Consider the following 20,413-nt stretch of genomic DNA (forward strand, 5'->3'; position numbering starts at 1 on the left):
GATTCTTGATAGGAGGAAGAGAGATGTTCTCTTCAAAAAAGTTTAAAGTATGCGTTTTGCTTATCGTCATGCTTATCGGCCTTTGTATCCCTGTAGTCGCCCGCGCCAAATCCACGCATGCCGTAATGGTGAAATATGATTCCCGGATGGAACGGATCAGTGTGAATACGTATGTGGAGAAGCAGGTTGATCCGCACCAGCGCGATCAAATAGCCGAAAGGCTGAGGGCCTCCCGTGAATCGGTTGCCGGATTGTTTGGAAGCAAAGAGGCCTCTCCGGTGCTGATTTTTGTGCAATCTGCCGAGGGGCAGCGCAGGTATGCCGAGAATCCTACCGGACAAACGTATTATTTATATTGGGGCAACTACATAGTGCTTGGGCCCCAGGGGATGGATAGCGCTGTAATTTCCCATGAACTCGTGCACGCTGAACTGAGGGAGCGCCTGCTCAACAAAGCGAAGGTACCGGCCTGGTTTGACGAAGGGCTGGCTACGATGGTGGACGGGCGTTATACGGATTACGACACGGTCTGGCGGAAGGAAACGAATGGCGGAGAGCGGAAGATCGATCTGGAGAGCATGGAATCGTCAGCGGCCTTTGCTTATGGCACAGCCGAAGCGTATACCCATTACAACCTTGCTTGCTATGAGGTGACCCGCTGGTATTCACGGGTAGGACGGCAGGGCCTTCTGCAATTCATTGATGATCTGAATTCCGGACAGCCGTTTGCTTCAGCTTATGCCGATATTGAGACGAGCCTTGAGCGACAGCCGTCTGCTTTTTGAACGTTGACGAAGCGTTCTTGAACTGCTTATAATATTAATATAATAATTAATTTGTTAATAAATATATTAACTATTATTAAAAATTGAAAGGTGGCATTTGCATGGCTCAGCGCGCCGTACTCAACGCAGATATCCGCAAAGGGAAGATTGACAGAAACATTTACGGGCATTTCTCCGAGCATCTGGGACGTTGTATTTATGAAGGAATCTGGGTAGGCGAGGATTCGCCGATTCCGAACACGAAGGGCATCCGCAACGATGTTGTGGAAGCGCTTAAGGAAATCAAAATTCCGGTGCTCCGCTGGCCGGGCGGCTGCTTCGCCGACGAGTATCACTGGAAGGACGGCATCGGTCCGCGCGAAGGCCGCAAGCGGATGGTCAATACGCACTGGGGCGGCGTGGTGGAGAACAACCATTTCGGGACCCATGAATTTATGGAACTGTGCGCCCTGCTGGAATGCGAGCCGTATATCAACGGCAATGTGGGCAGCGGCACTGTACAGGAGATGTCGGAGTGGGTGGAATATCTGACCTTTGACGGTGTCTCCCCGATGGCGGAGCTTCGCCGGGAGAACGGCCGCGAAGAGGCTTGGGCAGTCAAATATTTCGGTGTGGGCAATGAGAACTGGGGCTGCGGCGGCAACATGCGTCCGGAATATTATGCCGATCTGTACCGGCGCTATCAGACTTACGTGCGTAACTACGGCGACAACAAGATTCACCGGATCGCCTGCGGGGCGAACTCCGACGATTATAACTGGACGGAAGTGCTGATGCGCGAAGCAGGTCGCTTTATGGACGCGCTTACTCTGCATTACTACACCCTTCCGCTGCCGGGCTGGGAGATTAAAGGCGCGGCAACCGGATTTGCACCAGCGGAGTGGTTCTCTACGCTGGAGAAGGCGCTGCGCATGGATGAGCTGATTACCCGCCACAGTACCATTATGGACAAATACGATCCGGACAAGAGAGTCGGTCTGATTGTCGATGAATGGGGCACCTGGTACGATGTCGAGCCGGGAACGAATCCCGGGTTCCTGTATCAGCAGAACAGCATCCGCGACGCGCTGGTGGCCGGGCTGACGTTCAATATCTTCCACAAGCATTCTGACCGTGTCCGGATGGCCAACATCGCCCAGACCGTCAACGTGCTGCAGGCCGTCATCCTGACCGAAGGGGAAAAGCTGCTGCTGACACCTACCTACCATGTGTTCAATATGTACAAGGTGCATCAGGATGCGGAGCTGCTGGAGCTGAAGGTGGACTGCGGCAACTACAGCTTCGACGGCCGGGAGATTCCGGAAATCTCTGCATCCGCTTCGGTAACGGCAGAAGGCGTTATCCATGTCAGTCTGTGCAACCTGAACCATATCGCTGCAGCGACGCTGCCGCTTGAGCTGCGGGGCCTCGGCGGAATGGCCGAGGTAACCGGCACGGTACTGGCTGGCGATGCCATCGACGCGCATAACACCTTCAGTCAGCCGGAGAACGTGGCGCCCAAAGCCTTCACGGACTTCTCCCTGGAGGGCGATACCCTGACGGCGGTGCTGCCGCCGATGTCGGTAACCGTGCTGGAAATCAAGCCACAGGCATAAGGAGACAAGGGTATGGCAACAACATCGGCCTGCAAGGGATGCCGGGGGGACTACAGGGTGACCGAAGCGCAGATTGCCCGGATTCTGGCCTCCTCCATGTTCAATGCGCATAACGTCGCTTCCGAAGAAGTCTACGCGGAGCGGGTCGCCATCTGCGCGGCTTGCCCCAAGCTTCAGGACGGCGTCACCTGCACCGCCTGCGGGTGCATCATTCCCGTCGTGGCGAAGCTGAAGGACCGTGGCTGCCCGCTGCCCGGCGGCGGCTTGTGGCAGCCGGTGACGGAATAAGCCCTGCAAATGGAGCATTTCGGGGGTAACCGGTAATGCGTTCGGGCGAATCAGAAGAATGAAGCATTGCTTTCGCCGGTGTGAAGTAAGCATAGAATGGACGAAAAAACCGTACCGGGCAAGGAGAATTCCTCGCCCGGTACGGTTTTTTGCTGTGCCGATATATCAGATGCTGTCCTGCGTCACTGCCGGGCATCTCTGGCGGAATCGGCGGGGGCGGAGGCGTCGGTGTAGTACAGCTCAAAGGTCATATCCTCGTTGTAATTGCCGAAGCCCTTTCCGTATAAAGTGAGGCCGCCGATATGCTCGGCGTCGTCTTCCACCGACAAGCGGAAGGTCCACTGCTTGTCGCGGATGCCTACCTCTGCCAGTGTCACATCGGAGAGCTTATGCCCATCCATGAATGTTCCTTGCGGGGTGATACGCAGCCGTTTGAGCAAGCCGTATTGGTTCGTGTACGCAGGCCACCAGGAGGGCGTATACTTGCCTCTGCTGTCGCCGTAGTCTCCCGGGCTGGTCCAGTGGCCGAGAATGACGCCGTTCAGCGTGAATGTGATATCCGACGGCCAGTTGTTATTGATCGACGGTGCTTCCGAAGCGATCTCCATGGTGATCGAGAGCTCCTCGGGCTGCTGGCTGGTGAGCAGAAAATTAGGGATTTTGTACTCGACATACCCCTTGCCAAACCAGAGAATACCGGCGTTCATCCGCTCCAGGTCCCAGAAATAGCGCGGGTCATCGAAGCTGCCGACGATGCGCTCGGCGGTTGCCAGTCCGCAGGTAGGCTCGATCCGGAAGTCGGAGTAGTGTCCGACCGGAATTTCTTTGCGGTGAGATCTGCGCGCTTCCAGCGGTTGGGCGGGGAACTCGATTTCTGCCCGGTCGGCGGCGAGGGAGCAAATCTTCTGCAGACCGCTGCGTCCGGGAGCCATATGGGTGCGGATCAGGCCGGCGGCTTCCAGCTTGCGCACATGCATGGTCATGATGGCGCTGCTGAGATTGGCCGCAGCGGCAAGCTCCTTGACATTCATTGGCTGCAGCGTGAGCAGGCGCAGCATCTGCAGCCGCACGGTACTGGCGAGCGCTTCGTAGACCGGCAGAGATTGTTCGGTGAGATCAAGTTTCATGCTATGCCTCCGGTTCATCTATTATATAGTTAATAATTATATTATTTAAGTGGTTTTCTTACAAGCTTTATACCTGCGGAGAAAATCTGAGGGGATACGCACCACTTTTGTCACAGACGCCGGACAGCCTGTTCCACTATAATATTCAAGATTATCATGCAGTCAAACAAGGTGCCCTTGCGGATTGGCAAGGGGTAACAGGGAATCGGGTGCAAATCCCGAGCGGTCCCGCCACTGTAAGGAAAAGCCGGCTTCTATTCATGCCACTCGGTTCAGCCAGGACCGGGGAAGGCGGAGCAACGGCGCTTGTATTCCGAGCCAGGAGACCTACCTTGTTTGTGCACACCAGGACTCTTCGCGGATAGGAGCGGTGTACGGAACGGCATAGGGGAGACAGGCAGGCGCCTTGTCTAACGGAATAAGGGTGCCCCTGATGGGCGGCCATATCTTTCGTTAATGACAGGTTTGCCGATGCTCGGATATACGCCTCTTCTCATGCTGCAGTCTACGTACATGGCTGCCACCCCTTGGGGTGGGAGTTTTTTTGTTTTTGCACGGCAATATTTCACCAAAAGCAGGGAGGACAGGAAATGAAAAGACGAGGAATTCCGAAGCTGGCACTATTGGCCGGCGGGCTTGTGCTGTACTTCCTGGTTAACGAACCGGGAACCGCCCATGCGATGCATATTATGGAGGGTTTTTTGCCGCTGGGATGGGCGGTCTTCTGGTGGGCGGCATTTCTGCCGTTCTTTGCACTTGGGGTATGGAAGCTTAAGCTCATGACCCGGGACAATCCCGATCTGAAGCTGCTGCTGGGACTTTCGGGAGCGTTCACCTTCGTGCTGTCGGCGCTCAAGCTGCCGTCGGTAACGGGAAGCAGCTCGCATCCTACAGGAACCGGGCTCGGAGCCGTGATGCTGGGGCCGCTGCCGATGAGCGTGATCGGATCGGTTGTGCTGGCGTTCCAGGCGCTGCTGCTGGCCCATGGCGGGTTGACTACACTGGGCGCGAATGCTTTTTCGATGGCGGTAGCTGGGTCTTTTGCCGGTTATGCGGTTTATAAGCTGGTCATGAAAAGCTCGGAACGCGAGCGGCTGGCGGTGTTTCTTGCGGCGGCAATTGCCGATCTGACAACGTATGTGGTGACCTCTGTTCAGCTGGCGGCTGCTTTCCCGGCTGCGGATGGCGGATTTGCCGCCTCCTTTTTGAAATTCGGCAGTATCTTTGCCGTAACGCAAATCCCGCTGGCCATCAGCGAGGGACTGCTGACCGTTCTGCTGTGGAACTGGCTGAAATCCTACAGTCCAGGGGAACTGTCGCTCCTGAAACGCCAAACCAAAGGAGGAATCTCCCGATGAGCAAATGGAAAAATGCTGTCATGCTGCTGGCCGTCGTCCTGCTGGCTCTGCTGCCGCTGCTGCTGGTGAACGGAGATTTCGGCGGTGCGGATGATGCGGCCGAAGGAGCGATCACCGAAATTGACCCGTCCTATGAGCCCTGGTTCCAGCCGTTGACCGAGCTGCCGGGCGAGACCGAAAGTATGCTGTTCGCCCTGCAGGCAGCAGCAGGCGCCGGAGTGATCGGTTATGCCGTCGGGCTGTGGAAGGGCCGGGGCGAACGGCGCAGAGCCCATGCTGAGAAGAATTGATGCCCTGTCCTGCAGAAATGCGCTGCGGCCGTTGCCGCCGCTGTGGAAGAGCCTGTTCACTGCAGTGATGTTTATTCTTTCCTATATGGTTCATCCGGCTCTGCAGCTGATCATTTGCTTGTGGATGATGTACTGGTGTACACATCACGCACGGATTCCCCGGCGCGCTTATGGCCTGCTGTTCGGTACAGCGCTGTTCTTCTTCGCGCTCAGCCTGCCGCCGCTGCTGGTAGAGCTCGGACGTCCGGCAGACGGAGAGGCCATTCTGCACTTGCCGTTGTCCGGACAGCTCCAGCTCTATATAACGGCTGAAGGGTTGTGCCGTGCCGGATTACTATTGACCAGGGTAATGGCCTGTCTGTCCTGCTCTTTGTTCCTGATACTGACGACACCCTTCGGCGAGCTGCTGCAGGTGCTGCACAGGCTGCGGCTTCCGCAGATTGTGCTGGAGCTGATGCTTGTGATGTACCGTTTTCTGTTCCTGCTGAGCGACACGGCGCATGGCCTCTTGCTGGCGCGGCGGCTGCGCGGGGGCGGACGGAGAATTACGCTCAGGGAGACGGCGGGAATGGGAGGAGCGCTCCTGGCCGGCACCATGCGCCGCTACCGCGGGTTCGCCCAAGGTCTGGCGGTACGCGGATATACAGGGGAGATTGCCCTGCCGCCTGCAGAGCCGCGAGTTCTTCCGCGCGGCCTTGCACTGCGCGCGGGTGCGGGCATTCTCCTTCTGCTGCTGGCCCAGCTGTGGCTGCTTCAGGCATAGACCGCTATAACATAACAACAACTATCAGCAGCAGCCCGCTGCCTGCGGGGTAGTTACAACACAGACCGGCACCTTCTGCATTCGCGCCGGCAGCGAAGGAGACAGATGAACATGGATGCCTGCATGGCCTTTGAAGACGTCGTATACCATTATCCGGATGCTGCGGGACCGGCACTGAACCACCTGACCGTGTCGGTCCCCAAAGGACTCAAGACAGCGGTTCTCGGCCATAACGGCTCGGGCAAATCCACGTTCTTCCTGCATGCCGTCGGCGTGCTGCGCCCGCAGCACGGCCGGGTTCTTCTGGAAGGAGCCGCACTCGGCTACTCAAGGAAAGAGCTTGCCGCCCTGCGCCGTTCGGTCGGTCTGGTGCTGCAGGACCCTGAGCAGCAGCTGATTCTGGGTACGCCGCTGGAGGATGCGTCGTTCGGGCTGCGCGCTGCGGGCATGAACGAAGGCGATATCCGGAGTCGCTGCATGGAGGTGCTGGAGCAGCTTGGACTGGCTGACCTGCGGGACCAGCCCATCCACCAGCTTAGTCTGGGCCAGAAGAAACGGGTCTCTCTGGCTGGAGTACTCGCCATGCGGCCGGAGCTGATCCTGCTCGATGAGCCTACCTCATACCTCGACCCGTTATCCGAAGTCCAACTGCTCACTGGCCTGGATATAGCCCGGAGCCAGGGGGCGACCCTCGTCATGGCGACCCATGATATGAATCTGGCTTACCGCTGGGCGGACTGGATCATTGTGCTCGATCATGGAGCATGCCGCATAGCCGGCCGCCCGGATGAAATCTTCGCGGCCGGAGGCACCCGGCTTCCGGCCGGACTGGCTATGCCGCTGCTTGCCGACATCTGGTACAGCTTGCCCCGGCAATATATCTCTGGCCGGCCGGCTCCCCGTGACAGCGAGCAAATGATACAGCGGTTGGCGGAGCTGCTTGCGGAGAATAGCACGCCAGGACATAGCGGAGGCAACATGAAATCAGAGGAAGAGGAACAGGACTGAGCCGGCGGGATGGCTATAAGGGCGATCGCTTGAACTGGCCTAACCTGAACTGGCTTTAGATGGCCGCAGGAATGAAGAGCCTGTATACGAAGCCGGCATAAAATGAAACAGGTAAAGGCCTGGATTGACGAAGGATCTGGCAAGGAATGAAGAGCCTGTATACGAAGCCGGCATAAATGGAACAGGTAAAGGCCTGGATTGACTAAGGACCTGGCAAGGAACGAAGGGCCGGCATACGAAGCCGGCATAAATGGAACAGGTAAAGGCCTGGATTGACTAAGGACCTGGCAAGGAACGAAGGGCCGGCATAAATGAAACTGAGGCAGGCTGGTCACTGCGTTAGCGTACCTCAGTGAACAGCATAAACATAAGCAGCAACGGGTTGAGGGAGAAAAGCGGAAACGGAGGAAACATACATGAACAATCAAGGGAAGCTGTGGGTCATCGGCTTTGGGCCGGGTGCGCTGGAGCATATTACCGGCCGGGCTTTGGCCGCCATTGAAGAAAGCGAGGCGGTCATCGGCTATAACACCTATGTGGAGCTGATCAAGCCCCTGCTGACGCATCAGGAGATCGTAGGCACCGGCATGACCGAAGAGGTCAGCCGGGCCCAGGAGGCTGTGCGCAGGGCAGAGTCCGGGCAAGCGGTGGCGGTGATCTCCAGCGGAGACGCAGGCGTCTACGGCATGGCCGGCCTGATCTATGAGGTGCTGATGGAAAGAGGCTGGAAGACGGAAGAAGGGCCACAGGTAGAGGTCATTCCCGGTATTTCAGCCATCCAGTCCTGCGCTTCGCTGCTTGGCGCTCCGGTTATGCATGATGCCTGCACAATCAGCCTCAGCGACCACCTGACGCCTTGGGAGAGTATTGCGGCACGGATTGAAGCCGCTGCTTCGGCCGATTTCGTGATTGCCTTTTACAATCCGCGCAGCCATAAGCGGACGCGCCAGATTGAAGAAGCCCGGGAGATTCTGCTGCGCTACCGCGACCCGGCCACACCGGTGGGCATTGTCAAGAATGCCTACCGTGAGCGCCAGCAGACGGTGATTACAACACTGCAGGCAATGCTGGAGCAGGAGATCGGTATGCTGTCTACAGTGATTGTCGGCAATTCAGCGACAACTGTCTACGAAGGAATCATGGTCACGCCGCGCGGGTATGAACGCAAGTATAATCTGGGCGAAGAAGTCCAGCCGCTGAAGCCGCATGAACGGCTGCGGCCGGCGGCGGAGCCGTGGGCGCTGGATTCGGCCCGGCCGGGACGTACTGGAGAGGAACGGAAAAGCGCGGTGCTGCTGGTCGGACACGGCAGCCGGGTGCCCGAAGGCAATGAGCAGCTGCTAGATCTTACAGCACAGCTGGCCTCACGCAGACCCGAACTGCATATTGAAACCTGTTTTATCGAGCTGGCCGCACCGTCGATTGCCGAAGGTGTTGACCTGTGTGTGCAAGCCGGGGCAGAGGTGATCTATGTAGTTCCTATTATTCTGTTCGCAGCAGGACACGCCAAGCTCGATATCCCCGCAGCGTTGGACTGGGCCCGCAGCAGCTACCCTGGGGTGAAATTTATATACGGCCGTCCGGTCGGTGTACAAGAACGGGCAGTGGAAATTCTCCAGGATCGGATTACGGAGGCAGTCCGGCTGCAGCCGGAGTATCCTCTGCTGCATGAATGGGCCGATGGCCCGGAAGCCGGTGACGGCAGACACAATGCCGGGTATAGCTATGGCCGTATAGAGCATGTGCCAGCCGTGGCGATGGATGAACTGAACCCGCTGAATAAGATGGGTCTTGAAGGTCAGGAAGACACTGCTGATCCGGCCGGGATTTCTGTGGAAGACAAAGATACGGTAGTCCTTCTTATGGGCCGCGGGGGAAGTGATCCCGATGCCAACAGCGATCTCTGCAAGCTGGCGAGGATGCTCTGGGAAAAGACCGCTTATGCAAGCGTTGAGAGCTGTTTCATCGCGGTGGCAAAGCCTTCCTTGCCGGATGGACTGGAACGCTGCCTGACGCTTGGAGCGCGCAGAATTATCGTTCTGCCGTATCTGCTGTTCACCGGGGTGCTGATGAGACAATTTGAGGAGACAGTCGGTGCTTTCGCCGCAGCCCATCCGGAGATTATCGTGGAGCTCGGCAGCTATATCGGCACGCATCCGCTGTTCTCCGAGATGCTTGAGGAGCGGATGAATGAAGCCTTGTCCGGCCAGACAAACATGAACTGCGATAATTGCAGTTACCGTTCCACGGCGGCAGCGAATCGTCAACATCATCATGGACATCATCATAGCCATGATCATGGGCACGGACATAGCCATACCCACGACCAGGGGCACAGCCATGATCATGGGCACAACAGTCATAGTCACGGCCATGATCATGGGCACAACAGCCATAGTCACGGCCATGATCATGACCGTCAGCCGGTATCCGTGGCGCCTGCGGTTGCGGGTGTGCAGCAAGAGGACAAGGGGAAGCCGGCGCGATGATCTTTATGCTCTGCGGTACCGGCGATGCCCGTGAGCTGGCGCTGACCCTTAGCGGGCACGGGCTGCCGCTAGTGGCGTCCGTGGTGACCCCGAGTGCCGCCGTCAGGCTGGCTGAAGCCGGGATACGCTCGGTTACGGGCAGGCTGGATCGGGAGGCAATGATCCGCGTGCTGCGGGAAGGCGGCTTCCGCGCAGTGGTGGATGCCAGCCATCCGTATGCAGAGGAAGCGCATGCGAATGCCGCCGCTGCTGCGGCCGCGCTGGAGCTGCCCTGCTACCGCTATGAGCGGCGGAGCCTGTCCTATGCCGGGCATCCCCGGCTGATTACAGTTCCCAGCTATGAGGCGGCAGCGCTGCAGGCCAGGAAGCTAAAGGGCTCGATCATGCTGACGACCGGCGGCAAGACGCTGGAGATCTTCGCAAGGCAGCTGCTTGGCGATCCGCAAATCCGCTTGACGGTGCGGCTGCTGCCCTGTCTGGAGAATATCACGCGCTGTCTGGAGCTGGGTATTGAGCAGCGCAATATTATTGGGCTGCAGGGCCCTTTTTCCCGGGGGCTGAATGAAGAGTTGTTCCGGCAATACGGAACTGAGGTTATGATCACCAAGGAAAGCGGCGCCGAAGGCTCACTCGACGAAAAGGTGCATGCCGCCCTCGATATGGGCCTGCACGTAATTGTTATTTCCCGGCCCCGGACGAGTTACCTTACTGTACGCCGATTCGATTCTTTTACAGCACTGACTGAGGCGCTTCTGGCTGCGCCGGAGCTGAAATAAGAAGAGTGTAAGAGGCGGAAAGCTGTACAATGCGAACCTAATAATTTTAATAGCGACCAGCTTGTGAAGCTTCAGACCTTAATTGCATTCTGTACAACTATTTATTGGGATTGCTGGCTGTCTGATCGTTTAGCTGCATTTTATACAACTATTATCCGGTAGAAGCCGCGTATAGAAGGAAATGTCTGGATATAGATGTATGAAGTGCAATTATTCGCTCTGGAGCAAACGAATTGGCCTTTTTAAGTGTACAAAATGCAACTAAAGTTGGCGGCTACTGGTTCTAGTAATAAGCGTAAGTTTGCTACAGGCGCAAGATTTACATAACCGCTGGTTTGCGATGAGTATTAATTTTGCTAAAATTCGAAAGATCATTGTTAGCATAGGTTTGTGGAAAACCGAAGTTTGCGACAAGCGGTAAATAGCCGAAAAACATAAGTATTCCGTAAGCATAATTTTGTTGAAGTGCAAAAGTTTGTGGTAAGCATACTATTCGGAAATTCGGAAGTTAGTTAAAAACATAAGTTGCCGACATCCAGGTCTGCTATAGGTGGTGGTCTCCCATAAACTTGCTGAAAGCGAAGCCCGCATGTAGACAGTTCTGCCGTACGTACTGGCTTATCACAAGTATAGGTTTTCCTGAATGCATTCCAGACAACGAATCTACCTGCGATTACAAGTCGCTGGGAGTACAGAAGGTGGAAGGAGGAAGAGTGATGGATTTTGGAACGGAGTTCAAGCCGCTTACGGTGGAACCCCAGGAAATTGAAAATCTGAGCTTTGATATGATAGCGGAGGAACTGGGGGCACATGATTTTACGCCCGAACAGTTCCCGGTGGTACAGCGGATTATCCACGCTTCTGCCGATTTTGAGCTGGGGCGGAGCCTGGTATTCCATCCTGAGGCGATTGCCGCAGGAATAGCGGCCATCCGTGCGGGACAGCCGGTTATTGCCGATGTGCGTATGGTGGAAGCGGGCATCTCCAAACCGCGGCTGGCGCAATACGGCTGCGAAGTCAGAGTGCACATCGGTGATCCGGATGTGGTACAGGAGGCCCGGGAAATAGGTGCCACTCGTGCAATCATGGCGATACGCAAAGCCTGCCGGGAGGCACCGGGCGGCATTTATGTCATCGGCAATGCGCCGACGGCGCTGCTGGAGCTGATCCGGCTGGTCAGAGAGGGCGCGGTGAGCCCCGGCCTTGTAATCGGGATGCCGGTCGGCTTCGTCTCGGCGGCCGAGTCTAAGGATGAGCTGCGCCGCCTGGATATGCCCTACATCACGAATATCGGACGGAAGGGCGGCAGCACGGTGGTTGTGGCTGCGCTCAACGCGCTCAGTCTGCTTGCCGCCCGGCGGGAGGCATAGCATGGGCGGAATGCGCGGCAGGAAGGCAGCCAGGCAGGGCGGCCATCCAGAGAAGCCTGAAAGCAAGCCAGCGTGCCCGGCGTCTGGCATTGCAGGTGCGCCTGCGTTGCAAGCCGCGAGTAAAGCCGGCGTTCTTGCGTCCCCGGCGCCTGCGTCGCCAGCCGCGAGTAAAGCCGGCGCTCCTGCGTGCCCGGCGCCTGCGTCGCCAGCCGCGAGTAAAGCCGGCGCTCCAGACGCCGGCCATGCCGGAGAGCCCCCGGCCGCCGGCGCTCCGGCAGGCCCGCTGCGCCGGGGCTACACGACCGGCGCCTGCGCGGCGGCCGCAGCCAAAGGCGCGGCGCTGCTGCTGCTCACCGGCGAAGCGGCGCCGGCGGTGGAGCTCTGCCTGCCAGCCGGGTTCCGGCACAGCTTCCAGCTGACCGGCTGGCGGCGGGAGGAGACCGGCGCGGCAACCTGCGCGACGGTCAAAGACGCCGGAGACGATCCGGACGCCACCCACGGAGCGCTGATCGAGGCAACCGTGAGCTGGCGTGCGGAGCCGGGTGTGGAAATCGACGGCGGCCGGGGCGTCGGGCGGGTTACGAAGCCCGGCCTGCCGGTGCCGCCGGGGAAAGCGGCGATCAATCCCGTGCCGCAGCGGATGATCCGCGAAGCGGTGACGGAGGTGCTGGAGGAACTTGGCGCAGCGCAGGGACTGCGGGTGGTGATCAGCGTGCCCGAAGGTGAAGCGATTGCGGCCAGGACGCTGAATCCGCGCTTGGGGATCGTTGGCGGCATCTCCATCCTTGGCACGCGCGGCGTGGTCACGCCGTTCTCCACCGAGGCGTACAAAGCAAGCGTCGAGCAGGCGATTTCTGTGGCCGCTGCGGCGGGCGGGCGCCATATTGTGCTGACCACCGGGGGCAGCAGCGAGAAATATGCGCAGGCGATGTTCGGGCAGCTTCCGGAGGAAGCTTTTGTACAGATGGGCGAATACGTCGGCTTCTCGCTGACCCACGCCAAGGCTTACGGCATCGGCAAAGTGACGCTGGTAGGAATGGCGGGCAAATTTTCCAAGGTGGCGCAGGGGGCGATGCTGATCCACTCCAAGAATGCACCGGTCGATTTCGGCTTTCTCGCCGCGGTTGCCGCTGATTCCGGAGCCGGGCAGGAGACGCTTACGGCCATCGCCGCCGCCAATACCGCCGCGCAAGTGGTCGATATGATGACGGAGGCGGGAAACCGGCTTTTTTTTGAAAAAATATGTGAATATGCCTGCCGCCATTGCCTGAGCCATGTGAATGGGGGCATGACGGTGGAAATGGTGCTGATTACGATGAAGGGCCGGGTGCTGGGAAGGGCGGAGTGCAGTGGATAAAATCATCTATGTGATCGGTATCGGTGAGGATGGCGCGGGCGGGCTATCGCCGAAGAGCCTCGGAATTGTCAGGGACAGCGAGGTGCTGATGGGCGGGGAGCGGCAGCTGGACTTTTTTGCGGATTACAGCGGGCAAAAAATCGTGCTGCGCGGCGGTCTTGCCGCGTTTGCCGGTAAATTGGAGGAAGTGCGGCAGACGCGGCGGACAGTAGTGCTGGCTTCGGGAGACCCGCTGTTCTTCGGGATCGGCGGTTATCTCGTGCAGAAGTTTGGTCCGGGGCAAGTTGAGGTGATTCCGCATTACAGCAGTGTGCAGCTGGCTTTTGCCCGGCTTGGGGACAGCTGGCAGGATGCTGAACTGATCAGTCTGCATGGACGGCCGATCCGCGGATTGGCCCAGCGAATGGACGGCCGGCGCAAAATCGCCATTCTGACCGATGACCGGAACACGCCCGCGCGGATCGCCGCTTATTTGTTGGAATTCGGGATGACGGAATACGAGGCTTTTGTCTGTGAACAGCTCGGCGGGCCGGAGGAGAAATGCCGGTTCTGGGAGCTGACGGAGCTGGCGGAGCTTACGGCTGAGCAGTTTTCCGGGCTGAATATACTGATCCTGCGGCAAAAAAAAGCGGAGGCTGTTCTGCGGCGCGGCTTTGCCTATCCGGATGAGGCGTTCGCGCAGCGGCGTCCGGACAAGGGGCTGATCACCAAACGCGAGGTGCGCGCCTTGGCATTGTCCGAGCTGAACCTGAGCGATACGTCGGTTGTCTGGGATATCGGCTCGGGGTCCGGCGCTGTGGCGGCGGAATGTGCACGAATCGCCTGTTCGGGACAGGTGTATGCTGTGGAGAAGGACGGCAAGAATCTGCCGAATATGGAGGCTAACCGGCTGGAATTCCGGGCGGATTACGAAATTATTATAGCCAAAGTACCGCAAGGACTGGATTCGCTGCCGGCCCCGGATGCCATATTTATCGGAGGCAGCGGCGGAGAACTGGCGGCAATTATCGCTCTCGGAGCGGACCGGCTGCAGCCCGGCGGGCGAATGGTCATTACGGCGATTACAGTTGAGACGCTGCAAGGGGCGATGACTGCGCTGGAAGTGGCGGGAATGAATCCGGAGATTACCCTGCTTCAGGCTTCGCGGGGGAAACCGATATGCGGGATGACCCGTTTCGAGGGCATGAATCCGGTCTACGTCGTCAGAGGCGAGAAACCAGGCGGGGAGCAGCACTCTCTGCATCAAAGTCAAAGGGGGAAATGATAATGGGCAATAAAGACACGGGCATCCTGACGGATTCCTTGTATACAGACCAAGCGGCTACGATTGCCGGGGCAGAAGTGCAGAGACCCTGGGCCGGCGGGGACGGTCTCGAAGATATGCTCCGGGATGCCGGGCAAGGCTCCGGTCCTTTGACAACCGGTACGCTATACGGAATTGGCGTGGGACCCGGCGATCCGGAGCTGATTACCCTTAAGGCCTGCCGTTTGCTGAAGGAATGTCCGGTAATTGCTTATCCGGCAACGCAGAAGGGCGGCAAGTCCTATGCCCAGGATATTATCGACCTGCATGTAAATGCCGCTGAGAAAACGATGCTGGGGCTTGTCTTCCCGATGACCAGGGACCCGCTGCAGCTGGCGAACGGCTGGAAATGGACGGTGGAGCTGTGCTGGGATGAGCTTCGGCGCGGGAATGACGTCGCTTTTGTAACCGAAGGCGATCCGCATCTGTACAGCACCTTTATTCATCTGGCCCGCCTGATGCAGGACATGCATCCGCAGGTGCCTATTGTATCGGTACCGGGCATCTCCTCCTTTCTGGGAGCGGCGGCATCCCTCGGGCTTCCGCTGGCCGACAGCGATCAGCGGGTGGGAATCATTCCGGCGACGGAAGACCGAGCGGCACTGCGGGAAGCGCTGCTGCACCATGATACGGTCGTATTCCTCAAGGTAGCGAAGGTGCTGGATACGGTGCTGGATGTACTGGAAGAGCTGGGCCTTGCGGAGAAGGCCTCCGTTGTAACCAAAGCGACCTCCGGCAGCGAGCGGATCTGGCGCGATGCCCGGGAGCTGCGCGGCACGAAGCTGGAGTACCTCAGCCTGATGGTGGTGAGCAAATGAGAGAGACGCTGCTGGAACCGAAGGTGTACATTGTCGGGGCGGGTCCCGGTGATCCGGAGCTGATTACAGTGAAGGGCCGGCGGATTCTCCGGTCGGCCGATCTCGTTCTGTACGCGGATTCACTGGTCAGTGCCGAGCTGATCGCCGAAGCGAAGCCGGGCGCCACGGTGCTGCAGAGCTCAGGCATGGATCTGGAGCGCCAGATTGCCGTTATGGCGGAAGCGGTGCAGGGCGGGCGCAGCGTCGCCCGGGTACATACAGGCGATCCCGCGATGTACGGCGCGATTCTGGAGCAGATCGCGCTGCTTAAGCTGCTTGGCATCGGCTGCGAGATCGTGCCCGGCGTCAGCTCTGTCTTCGCTGCGGCGGCTGTGCTGGGCGCTGAGCTCACGGTGCCGGAGCTGACGCAGACGGTCATCCTGACGCGCGCCGAAGGGCGCACCCCGGTGCCGGAGCGGGAGCGGCTGCGCGAGCTGGCGGCGCATCACTGTACGGTGGCGCTGTTCCTCAGCGCCTCGCTGGCCGGATATGCCGCTGAAGAGTTCCTCGCCGCCGGCTGGAGCCCCGACACACCGGTGGCCGTTGTTGAACGGGCCACCTGGCCGGATCAGCGGATCGTACGTACAACCGTATCCGGGCTGGAGGAAGAGCTGCGGGCTGCGGGTATTGCCAAGCATGCAATGATTCTGGCCGGCTGGGCGCTCGATCCCGGCCTTGCGGACCGGGACGCCCACCGTTCGAAGCTGTACGATAAAGCCTTTACCCACGGCTTCCGGGAAGGAAGCGGCGGCAATGGCTAAGAAATATGCCGCCGTAGCCATTACACGCAATGGCATCCGGCTGGCGCTGGAGCTTGCCGGGCGTATGGGGGATATGGAAGTCTATTGTTACGCCAAATACAGCGGCGGCTTGTCGGAAGAGCCGGGAGAGCGGCGGCTGTTCGACGGGCCGCTCAAACCACTGCTTCCGGATTTGTTCCGGAGCTATGAAGGACTGGTACTGTTCTTCTCACTGGGGGCGGCCGTGCGGCTGCTCGCCCCGCTGCTGGAGCATAAGACGGCTGATCCCGCCGTCGTCGTCATTGATGAGCGCGGAGAGCATGTCATCAGCATGCTCTCCGGGCATCTCGGCGGCGCCAACCAGCTGACGCTGCGGATCGCCGGGCTGCTCGGCGCCCACCCGGTCATTACGACCGCTTCGGATGTGCAGGGCAGCTTCGCCGTGGATTTGCTGGGCCTGGAATTCGGCTGGCGGGCGGAGCGTCCGGCACCGCTGAAGGCGGTCAGCGCCGCACTGGTGAACGGCGAGCCAGTTGCCGTGGTGCAGACCTGCGGGGAGCGGGACTGGCTGCCCTCCGGTGCCGTGCAGCCGGAGCATGTGTCACGGCTCCCGGGGGTGACCGGGCTGGCGGCTGCGGGCACTGCCTGGGCGGCGGCGATTGTCATCACCGACAGGCTGCTAAGCGCCGGGGAGCAGGCGCTGCTGCCGGCTGAGACGGTGGTGTACCGCCCGCGCAGCCTCGTGCTGGGCCTCGGCTGCAACCGCGGCACTTCGGAGGCCGAGCTTGAGGCTGTGGTAAAGGATACACTCGCCGCGCTGGAGCTTTCCTCGCTGAGCGTGCGGAATGTGGCCACCGCCGCAATCAAAGGCGATGAGGCCGGCCTGCTGGCTTTATGCGCCAAATATGACTGGGAGCTGCAGCTGTATACGCCGGAGGAGTTGAACCGGATGACGGTTCCGGTGCCCTCCGAGGTCGTCTTCCGGGCGACAGGGGCCTACGGGGTATGCGAACCGGCGGCGCTGCTGTCTTCGGGTGCGGCTGATTTGCTGCAGCCAAAGCTCAAGAGCGGCAATGTGACGATTGCCGTGGCCCGGGTTCCTTATGCAGACGAGGGGATGGCTGTGGAATGAGTGAGACTAACTGCCGGGCAGAGCGGCGTCCCCGGCTGATTGTGGCCGGTACGGGCAGCGGCTCCGGCAAAACCACCGTCACCCTGGGCCTGATGCGCGCTTACGCGCGGCGCGGCCTGCGGGTGCAGGGCTTCAAATGCGGGCCGGATTATATTGATCCGGCCTACCACAGTGCCGCTGCAGGCTGTGAAGCCCGCAATCTCGATGCCTGGATGACCCCGGAGGGGTATGTGCAGGAGTACTTCCTGCGCACTTCCGGGGCGGCGGATCTGTCCGTGATCGAAGGGGTTATGGGGCTATATGACGGTAAGGGAGCTACAGGCCTGGCCGGCTCTACAGCGGAGATTGCCATTCTGACAGAATCTCCTGTGGTGCTTGTGGTCGATGCCCGGAGCATGGGGCGCAGTGCGGCGGCGGTGGTGCTGGGCTTTCAGCGGCTGGAGCCGCGCGTCAATCTTGCGGCGGTCATCGTCAACCGCTGCGGCAGCCGGGAGCATTATTCTCTGGTGCAGGCGGCGATTGAGGCCGCCTGCGGCATACCTGTCATCGGCTGGCTGCCGCGTAACGGGGCGCTCCAGATCCCCGAGCGCCATCTGGGCCTGCTGCCTGCGGTGGAGCGGGGCGAGCTGGAGGGCTTGTTCGGGCTGGCCGCAGATTCACTGGAGGCCGGGACGAATCTTGACCGGCTGCTGCAGATCGCTTCGGAGGCGCCGCCGTTCCTGCCGGGGCCTGCGGCAGAAGAGCACCCGCCGGGCAGCAGCCCTGCTGTACTGCCGGCCGCAGAGCCGGCAGGCGGTGCAGCGTGCGCGAAGGTTGTGCCCCCGGCGAATTCAGCCGCCGGAGCCAAGCGTAAGCAGGCTACTCCGCCTGCGGTCCCCGCAGAGGGAGCAGCCTGCGCGGTTACACCGTCTGCAGATTCCGCAGGCGGAGCTTCTTGTGCACCTGTCTTGTCGACCGCTGTCGCTGGAGGCGGAGCTTTTCGCGCCCCTGCTTTGTCCCCGGCGGTCTCTGCCGCCGGAGCCAAACGAATGCTGCAGCCTACAGCAGCTGCGGCTGCCCCGGTGCTCGCCGTGGCCCGCGATGCGGCGTTTAATTTCTATTACGCCGACAATCTGGAGCTGCTGGCGGAGGCCGGAGCGCGCCTCGTATTCTTCAGCCCGCTGGCAGGTGAAGGGATTCCGGCCATGGCGGACGGAATCATGCTCGGCGGCGGCTTCCCCGAGGAGTTCGCCGCAGAAATTGCCGGCAATACCGCTTTTCTGGGCGGGCTGCGCCGCGCCGCAACCGCCGGAATGCCGCTGTATGCAGAATGCGGCGGCTACATGGTGCTGGCCCGCAGTCTGACGGACCGGGCGGGCGCCAGACATGAGATGGCGGGGATTATTCCCGCCGCTACAATCATGCGCGAGCGCCGGGTGGCCCTTGGCTACCGCGAGGTTACTGCGCTGCAGGATCATCTCCTGCTGCGGGAGGGAGAGTGTCTGCGCGGCCATGAATTTCATTATTCAGAGATGATTTACGACGGAGAAGCTCCGGGTACCTTCGCCTATTCCAGCACAGGGCGGACCGGTACCCGGCCGGAGGGCTATGCGGCTGGCAATGTGCTGGCGGCATATACGCATATTCATCTGGCTTCCTACAGGCCGGCGGGCCTGCGGCTGGTTGAGGCCTGCCGCAACTTTGCCTGCCGGAAGCCAAGGTGAGCATAGTCATTGATGGATACAGGCGGCGGAGTACCCGGATAGCTAAGCTGGGACTCCACACAATCCAAGTAAAAATAGATTGACTGTTCGGCAATATATGGTATCCTAAGTTTTAACAGTATAGCATGAATGAGGGAGCACCTCTTTTACGCCCAGGCGGCGTGGAAGAGGTGCTTTTTTTTGTGCACAGAGGGAAGAGACTGAAGGTCGTAGGCATATGAAGCCTGCAGTTTCAGCCCGGGGTGCAGGCAATGCTTGCTGCATGACAAAGAAGGTAGGGATCGGGATGCAGATTGTATTTATGAACCGCTTGAGCAGAACATCGGGGGAGGAGCAGGAGGTGTTCGCCCAGCTGTGGATCGGGGAAGAGGAAGGCGTCTGGCATTTGGGCTGGCGCGACTTCTCGGGAACGCAGGAGACAGGGGACAGTATCTGGTATGAGGGCGGTTCGTGGAATGAAATGCTCTGTGTGTACAGACATGAATTGGCCATCAAGATGGGGGACGGCTACCGTCCGCTGATCGACGGCGTTTTCCATGAAGAGGACAGCCTGAGTGCCCGCAATCAGGATCAGCTCAGGCTGCAATATTACAGTGAGCTGTTCAGCCACGAAGCGGTGTATGACGAGCTGTGCGCCTGGCGCCGGGGCAAGGCCTCCAGCGAACGGAAGGCGCCATATATTCTGGCGAGCAACCGGCTGCTGCGGCTGCTCAGCGCGTTCCTGCCGCGTACGGCGGAGGAGCTGCTGCAGCTTCCGGGCATCGGTGAAGCCAAGGTTGCCCAGTACGGCAGCGACTGGCTCGCGGTAACCGCAGCGGTGGAGCGGGCCCATGATTATCCGCTGCATTGGGTCAAAGACGCTGTGGATGAGACGGACTTCACTTCCTGGCTGTACAAGCAGCGGGAGCTGAAATACAAGAAGCAGCTGGAGCGGCTGCGGCTGCGGCGCGTGCTGCTGCAGGGTATTGAGGGCGGTCAGGGGATGGAGGAACTGAAGGCAGCCAGCGGCATCAGCCGCCGAGAGGTATTGGAGGCGGTGGAAGAACTGGAGAAAGACGGCTACACAGTCGACAAGCTGATTGAGCATGAGCTGCAGGGAATAACGCCCGATGAGCAGGCGAATATCATGGCGGCGTACGAACTGCTTGGGGATACCTTTTTGAAGCCGGTGCTTTATAAGGTTTACGGTGAGGGCTTTGCTCCTGCGGAAGGTCTGGATATTTACTATGAACGCCTGCGCCTGCTGCGAATCCGGTTCCGGAGAGAACGGGAGACAAATTATACGCTACCCATGGCGGGTAACTCTTAAGCGAGGCATATTCGTAGTTCGCGGAATACTATGATTTAAGTGGGGTATTATCATCGGGCAGTCGTTCACGCGACAGCTTATGGTAATGCCCTCTCCTTAGAAACGTAATATATTTACCTAAGGGGATAGAGAAGGTTTGGGACCAATGCAACTCATTCGATTT

Annotated in this window: 18 protein-coding genes and 1 riboswitch; of the genes, 17 read left to right on the forward strand and 1 reads right to left on the reverse strand. The window is 59.4% G+C overall.

What is annotated here, in order from left to right; translation table 11 throughout:
• The first annotated feature begins 23 nt into the window (after positions 1–23).
• The 3 genes from F1379_RS25045 to F1379_RS25055 all read left to right on the forward strand — a co-directional run bounded on the left by F1379_RS25045 (position 24) and on the right by F1379_RS25055 (position 2,668).
• On the forward strand, positions 24–785 hold the full coding sequence (locus F1379_RS25045) for a hypothetical protein (RefSeq protein ID WP_150275200.1): 762 nt from the start codon (positions 24–26) through the stop codon (positions 783–785).
• Positions 786–886: 101 nt separating this feature from the next.
• Positions 887–2,380: an alpha-N-arabinofuranosidase gene (locus F1379_RS25050; protein ID WP_150275201.1), complete on the forward strand. Its 1,494-nt coding sequence runs from the start codon at positions 887–889 to the stop codon at positions 2,378–2,380.
• Between the two features lie 12 nt (positions 2,381–2,392).
• The gene (locus F1379_RS25055; RefSeq protein WP_150275202.1) at positions 2,393–2,668 is read left to right on the forward strand and encodes a DUF6171 family protein; all 276 of its coding nucleotides are present in this window, start codon (positions 2,393–2,395) and stop codon (positions 2,666–2,668) included.
• Positions 2,669–2,850: 182 nt separating this feature from the next.
• On the opposite strand, the gene F1379_RS25060 is transcribed toward F1379_RS25055, so the two are convergent.
• Positions 2,851–3,795 carry an ArsR/SmtB family transcription factor gene (locus F1379_RS25060; RefSeq protein ID WP_150275203.1) on the reverse strand — a complete coding sequence of 315 codons (945 nt, stop codon included), beginning with the start codon at positions 3,793–3,795 and terminating at the stop codon, positions 2,851–2,853.
• A 152-nt stretch (positions 3,796–3,947) separates the two neighbouring features.
• Positions 3,948–4,144, forward strand: a riboswitch (cobalamin riboswitch).
• A 241-nt stretch (positions 4,145–4,385) separates the two neighbouring features.
• Here F1379_RS25060 and F1379_RS25065 point away from each other — a divergent pair.
• From F1379_RS25065 to F1379_RS25130, 14 genes are all read left to right on the forward strand, one after another.
• Entirely contained in the window at positions 4,386–5,153 is a 768-nt protein-coding gene (locus F1379_RS25065; protein ID WP_150275204.1) for an energy-coupling factor ABC transporter permease, read from the forward strand.
• Positions 5,150–5,443, forward strand: a complete 294-nt coding sequence (locus F1379_RS25070) for an energy-coupling factor ABC transporter substrate-binding protein (RefSeq protein ID WP_150275205.1) — start codon at positions 5,150–5,152, stop codon at positions 5,441–5,443. Before F1379_RS25065 ends, F1379_RS25070 begins: the two co-directional genes overlap by 4 nt.
• A complete protein-coding gene (gene cbiQ / locus F1379_RS25075) occupies positions 5,427–6,206 on the forward strand; it encodes a cobalt ECF transporter T component CbiQ (RefSeq protein ID WP_162551283.1) in 780 nt (259 codons plus the stop codon). Before F1379_RS25070 ends, cbiQ begins: the two co-directional genes overlap by 17 nt.
• Positions 6,207–6,317: 111 nt before the next feature.
• Positions 6,318–7,214: an energy-coupling factor ABC transporter ATP-binding protein gene (locus tag F1379_RS25080; protein WP_150275207.1), complete on the forward strand. Its 897-nt coding sequence runs from the start codon at positions 6,318–6,320 to the stop codon at positions 7,212–7,214.
• Positions 7,215–7,630: 416 nt separating this feature from the next.
• Entirely contained in the window at positions 7,631–9,703 is a 2,073-nt protein-coding gene (gene cobJ / locus F1379_RS25085; protein ID WP_150275208.1) for a precorrin-3B C(17)-methyltransferase, read from the forward strand.
• Positions 9,700–10,479, forward strand: coding sequence for a precorrin-6A reductase (gene cobK / locus F1379_RS25090; RefSeq protein ID WP_150275209.1), 780 nt, complete (start codon positions 9,700–9,702; stop codon positions 10,477–10,479). The genes cobJ and cobK overlap by 4 nt, the downstream gene beginning before the upstream one ends.
• Positions 10,480–11,195: 716 nt before the next feature.
• Complete coding sequence (locus F1379_RS25095) at positions 11,196–11,849, forward strand: precorrin-8X methylmutase (RefSeq protein WP_150275210.1); 654 nt, start codon at positions 11,196–11,198, stop codon at positions 11,847–11,849.
• Between the two features lies 1 nt (position 11,850).
• On the forward strand, positions 11,851–13,206 hold the full coding sequence (locus tag F1379_RS25100; RefSeq protein ID WP_239004800.1) for a cobalt-precorrin-5B (C(1))-methyltransferase: 1,356 nt from the start codon (positions 11,851–11,853) through the stop codon (positions 13,204–13,206).
• Positions 13,199–14,470: a precorrin-6y C5,15-methyltransferase (decarboxylating) subunit CbiE gene (cbiE, locus tag F1379_RS25105; RefSeq protein ID WP_150275211.1), complete on the forward strand. Its 1,272-nt coding sequence runs from the start codon at positions 13,199–13,201 to the stop codon at positions 14,468–14,470. The genes F1379_RS25100 and cbiE overlap by 8 nt, the downstream gene beginning before the upstream one ends.
• Positions 14,471–14,586: 116 nt before the next feature.
• Positions 14,587–15,327 carry a precorrin-2 C(20)-methyltransferase gene (cobI, locus tag F1379_RS25110; protein ID WP_150275245.1) on the forward strand — a complete coding sequence of 247 codons (741 nt, stop codon included), beginning with the start codon at positions 14,587–14,589 and terminating at the stop codon, positions 15,325–15,327.
• Entirely contained in the window at positions 15,324–16,127 is an 804-nt protein-coding gene (gene cobM, locus F1379_RS25115) for a precorrin-4 C(11)-methyltransferase (protein ID WP_150275212.1), read from the forward strand. Before cobI ends, cobM begins: the two co-directional genes overlap by 4 nt.
• Positions 16,120–17,238: a cobalt-precorrin 5A hydrolase gene (locus tag F1379_RS25120; RefSeq protein ID WP_150275213.1), complete on the forward strand. Its 1,119-nt coding sequence runs from the start codon at positions 16,120–16,122 to the stop codon at positions 17,236–17,238. The genes cobM and F1379_RS25120 overlap by 8 nt, the downstream gene beginning before the upstream one ends.
• Positions 17,235–18,941 carry a cobyrinic acid a,c-diamide synthase CobB gene (locus F1379_RS25125; RefSeq protein WP_150275214.1) on the forward strand — a complete coding sequence of 569 codons (1,707 nt, stop codon included), beginning with the start codon at positions 17,235–17,237 and terminating at the stop codon, positions 18,939–18,941. Before F1379_RS25120 ends, F1379_RS25125 begins: the two co-directional genes overlap by 4 nt.
• 286 nt (positions 18,942–19,227) lie before the next feature.
• A complete protein-coding gene (locus F1379_RS25130) occupies positions 19,228–20,250 on the forward strand; it encodes an HRDC domain-containing protein (RefSeq protein ID WP_150275246.1) in 1,023 nt (340 codons plus the stop codon).
• Positions 20,251–20,413: the final 163 nt, after the last annotated feature.

The sequence above is a fragment of the Paenibacillus tepidiphilus genome (assembly GCF_008635795.1).
Classification (GTDB): domain Bacteria; phylum Bacillota; class Bacilli; order Paenibacillales; family Paenibacillaceae; genus Paenibacillus_AQ; species Paenibacillus_AQ tepidiphilus.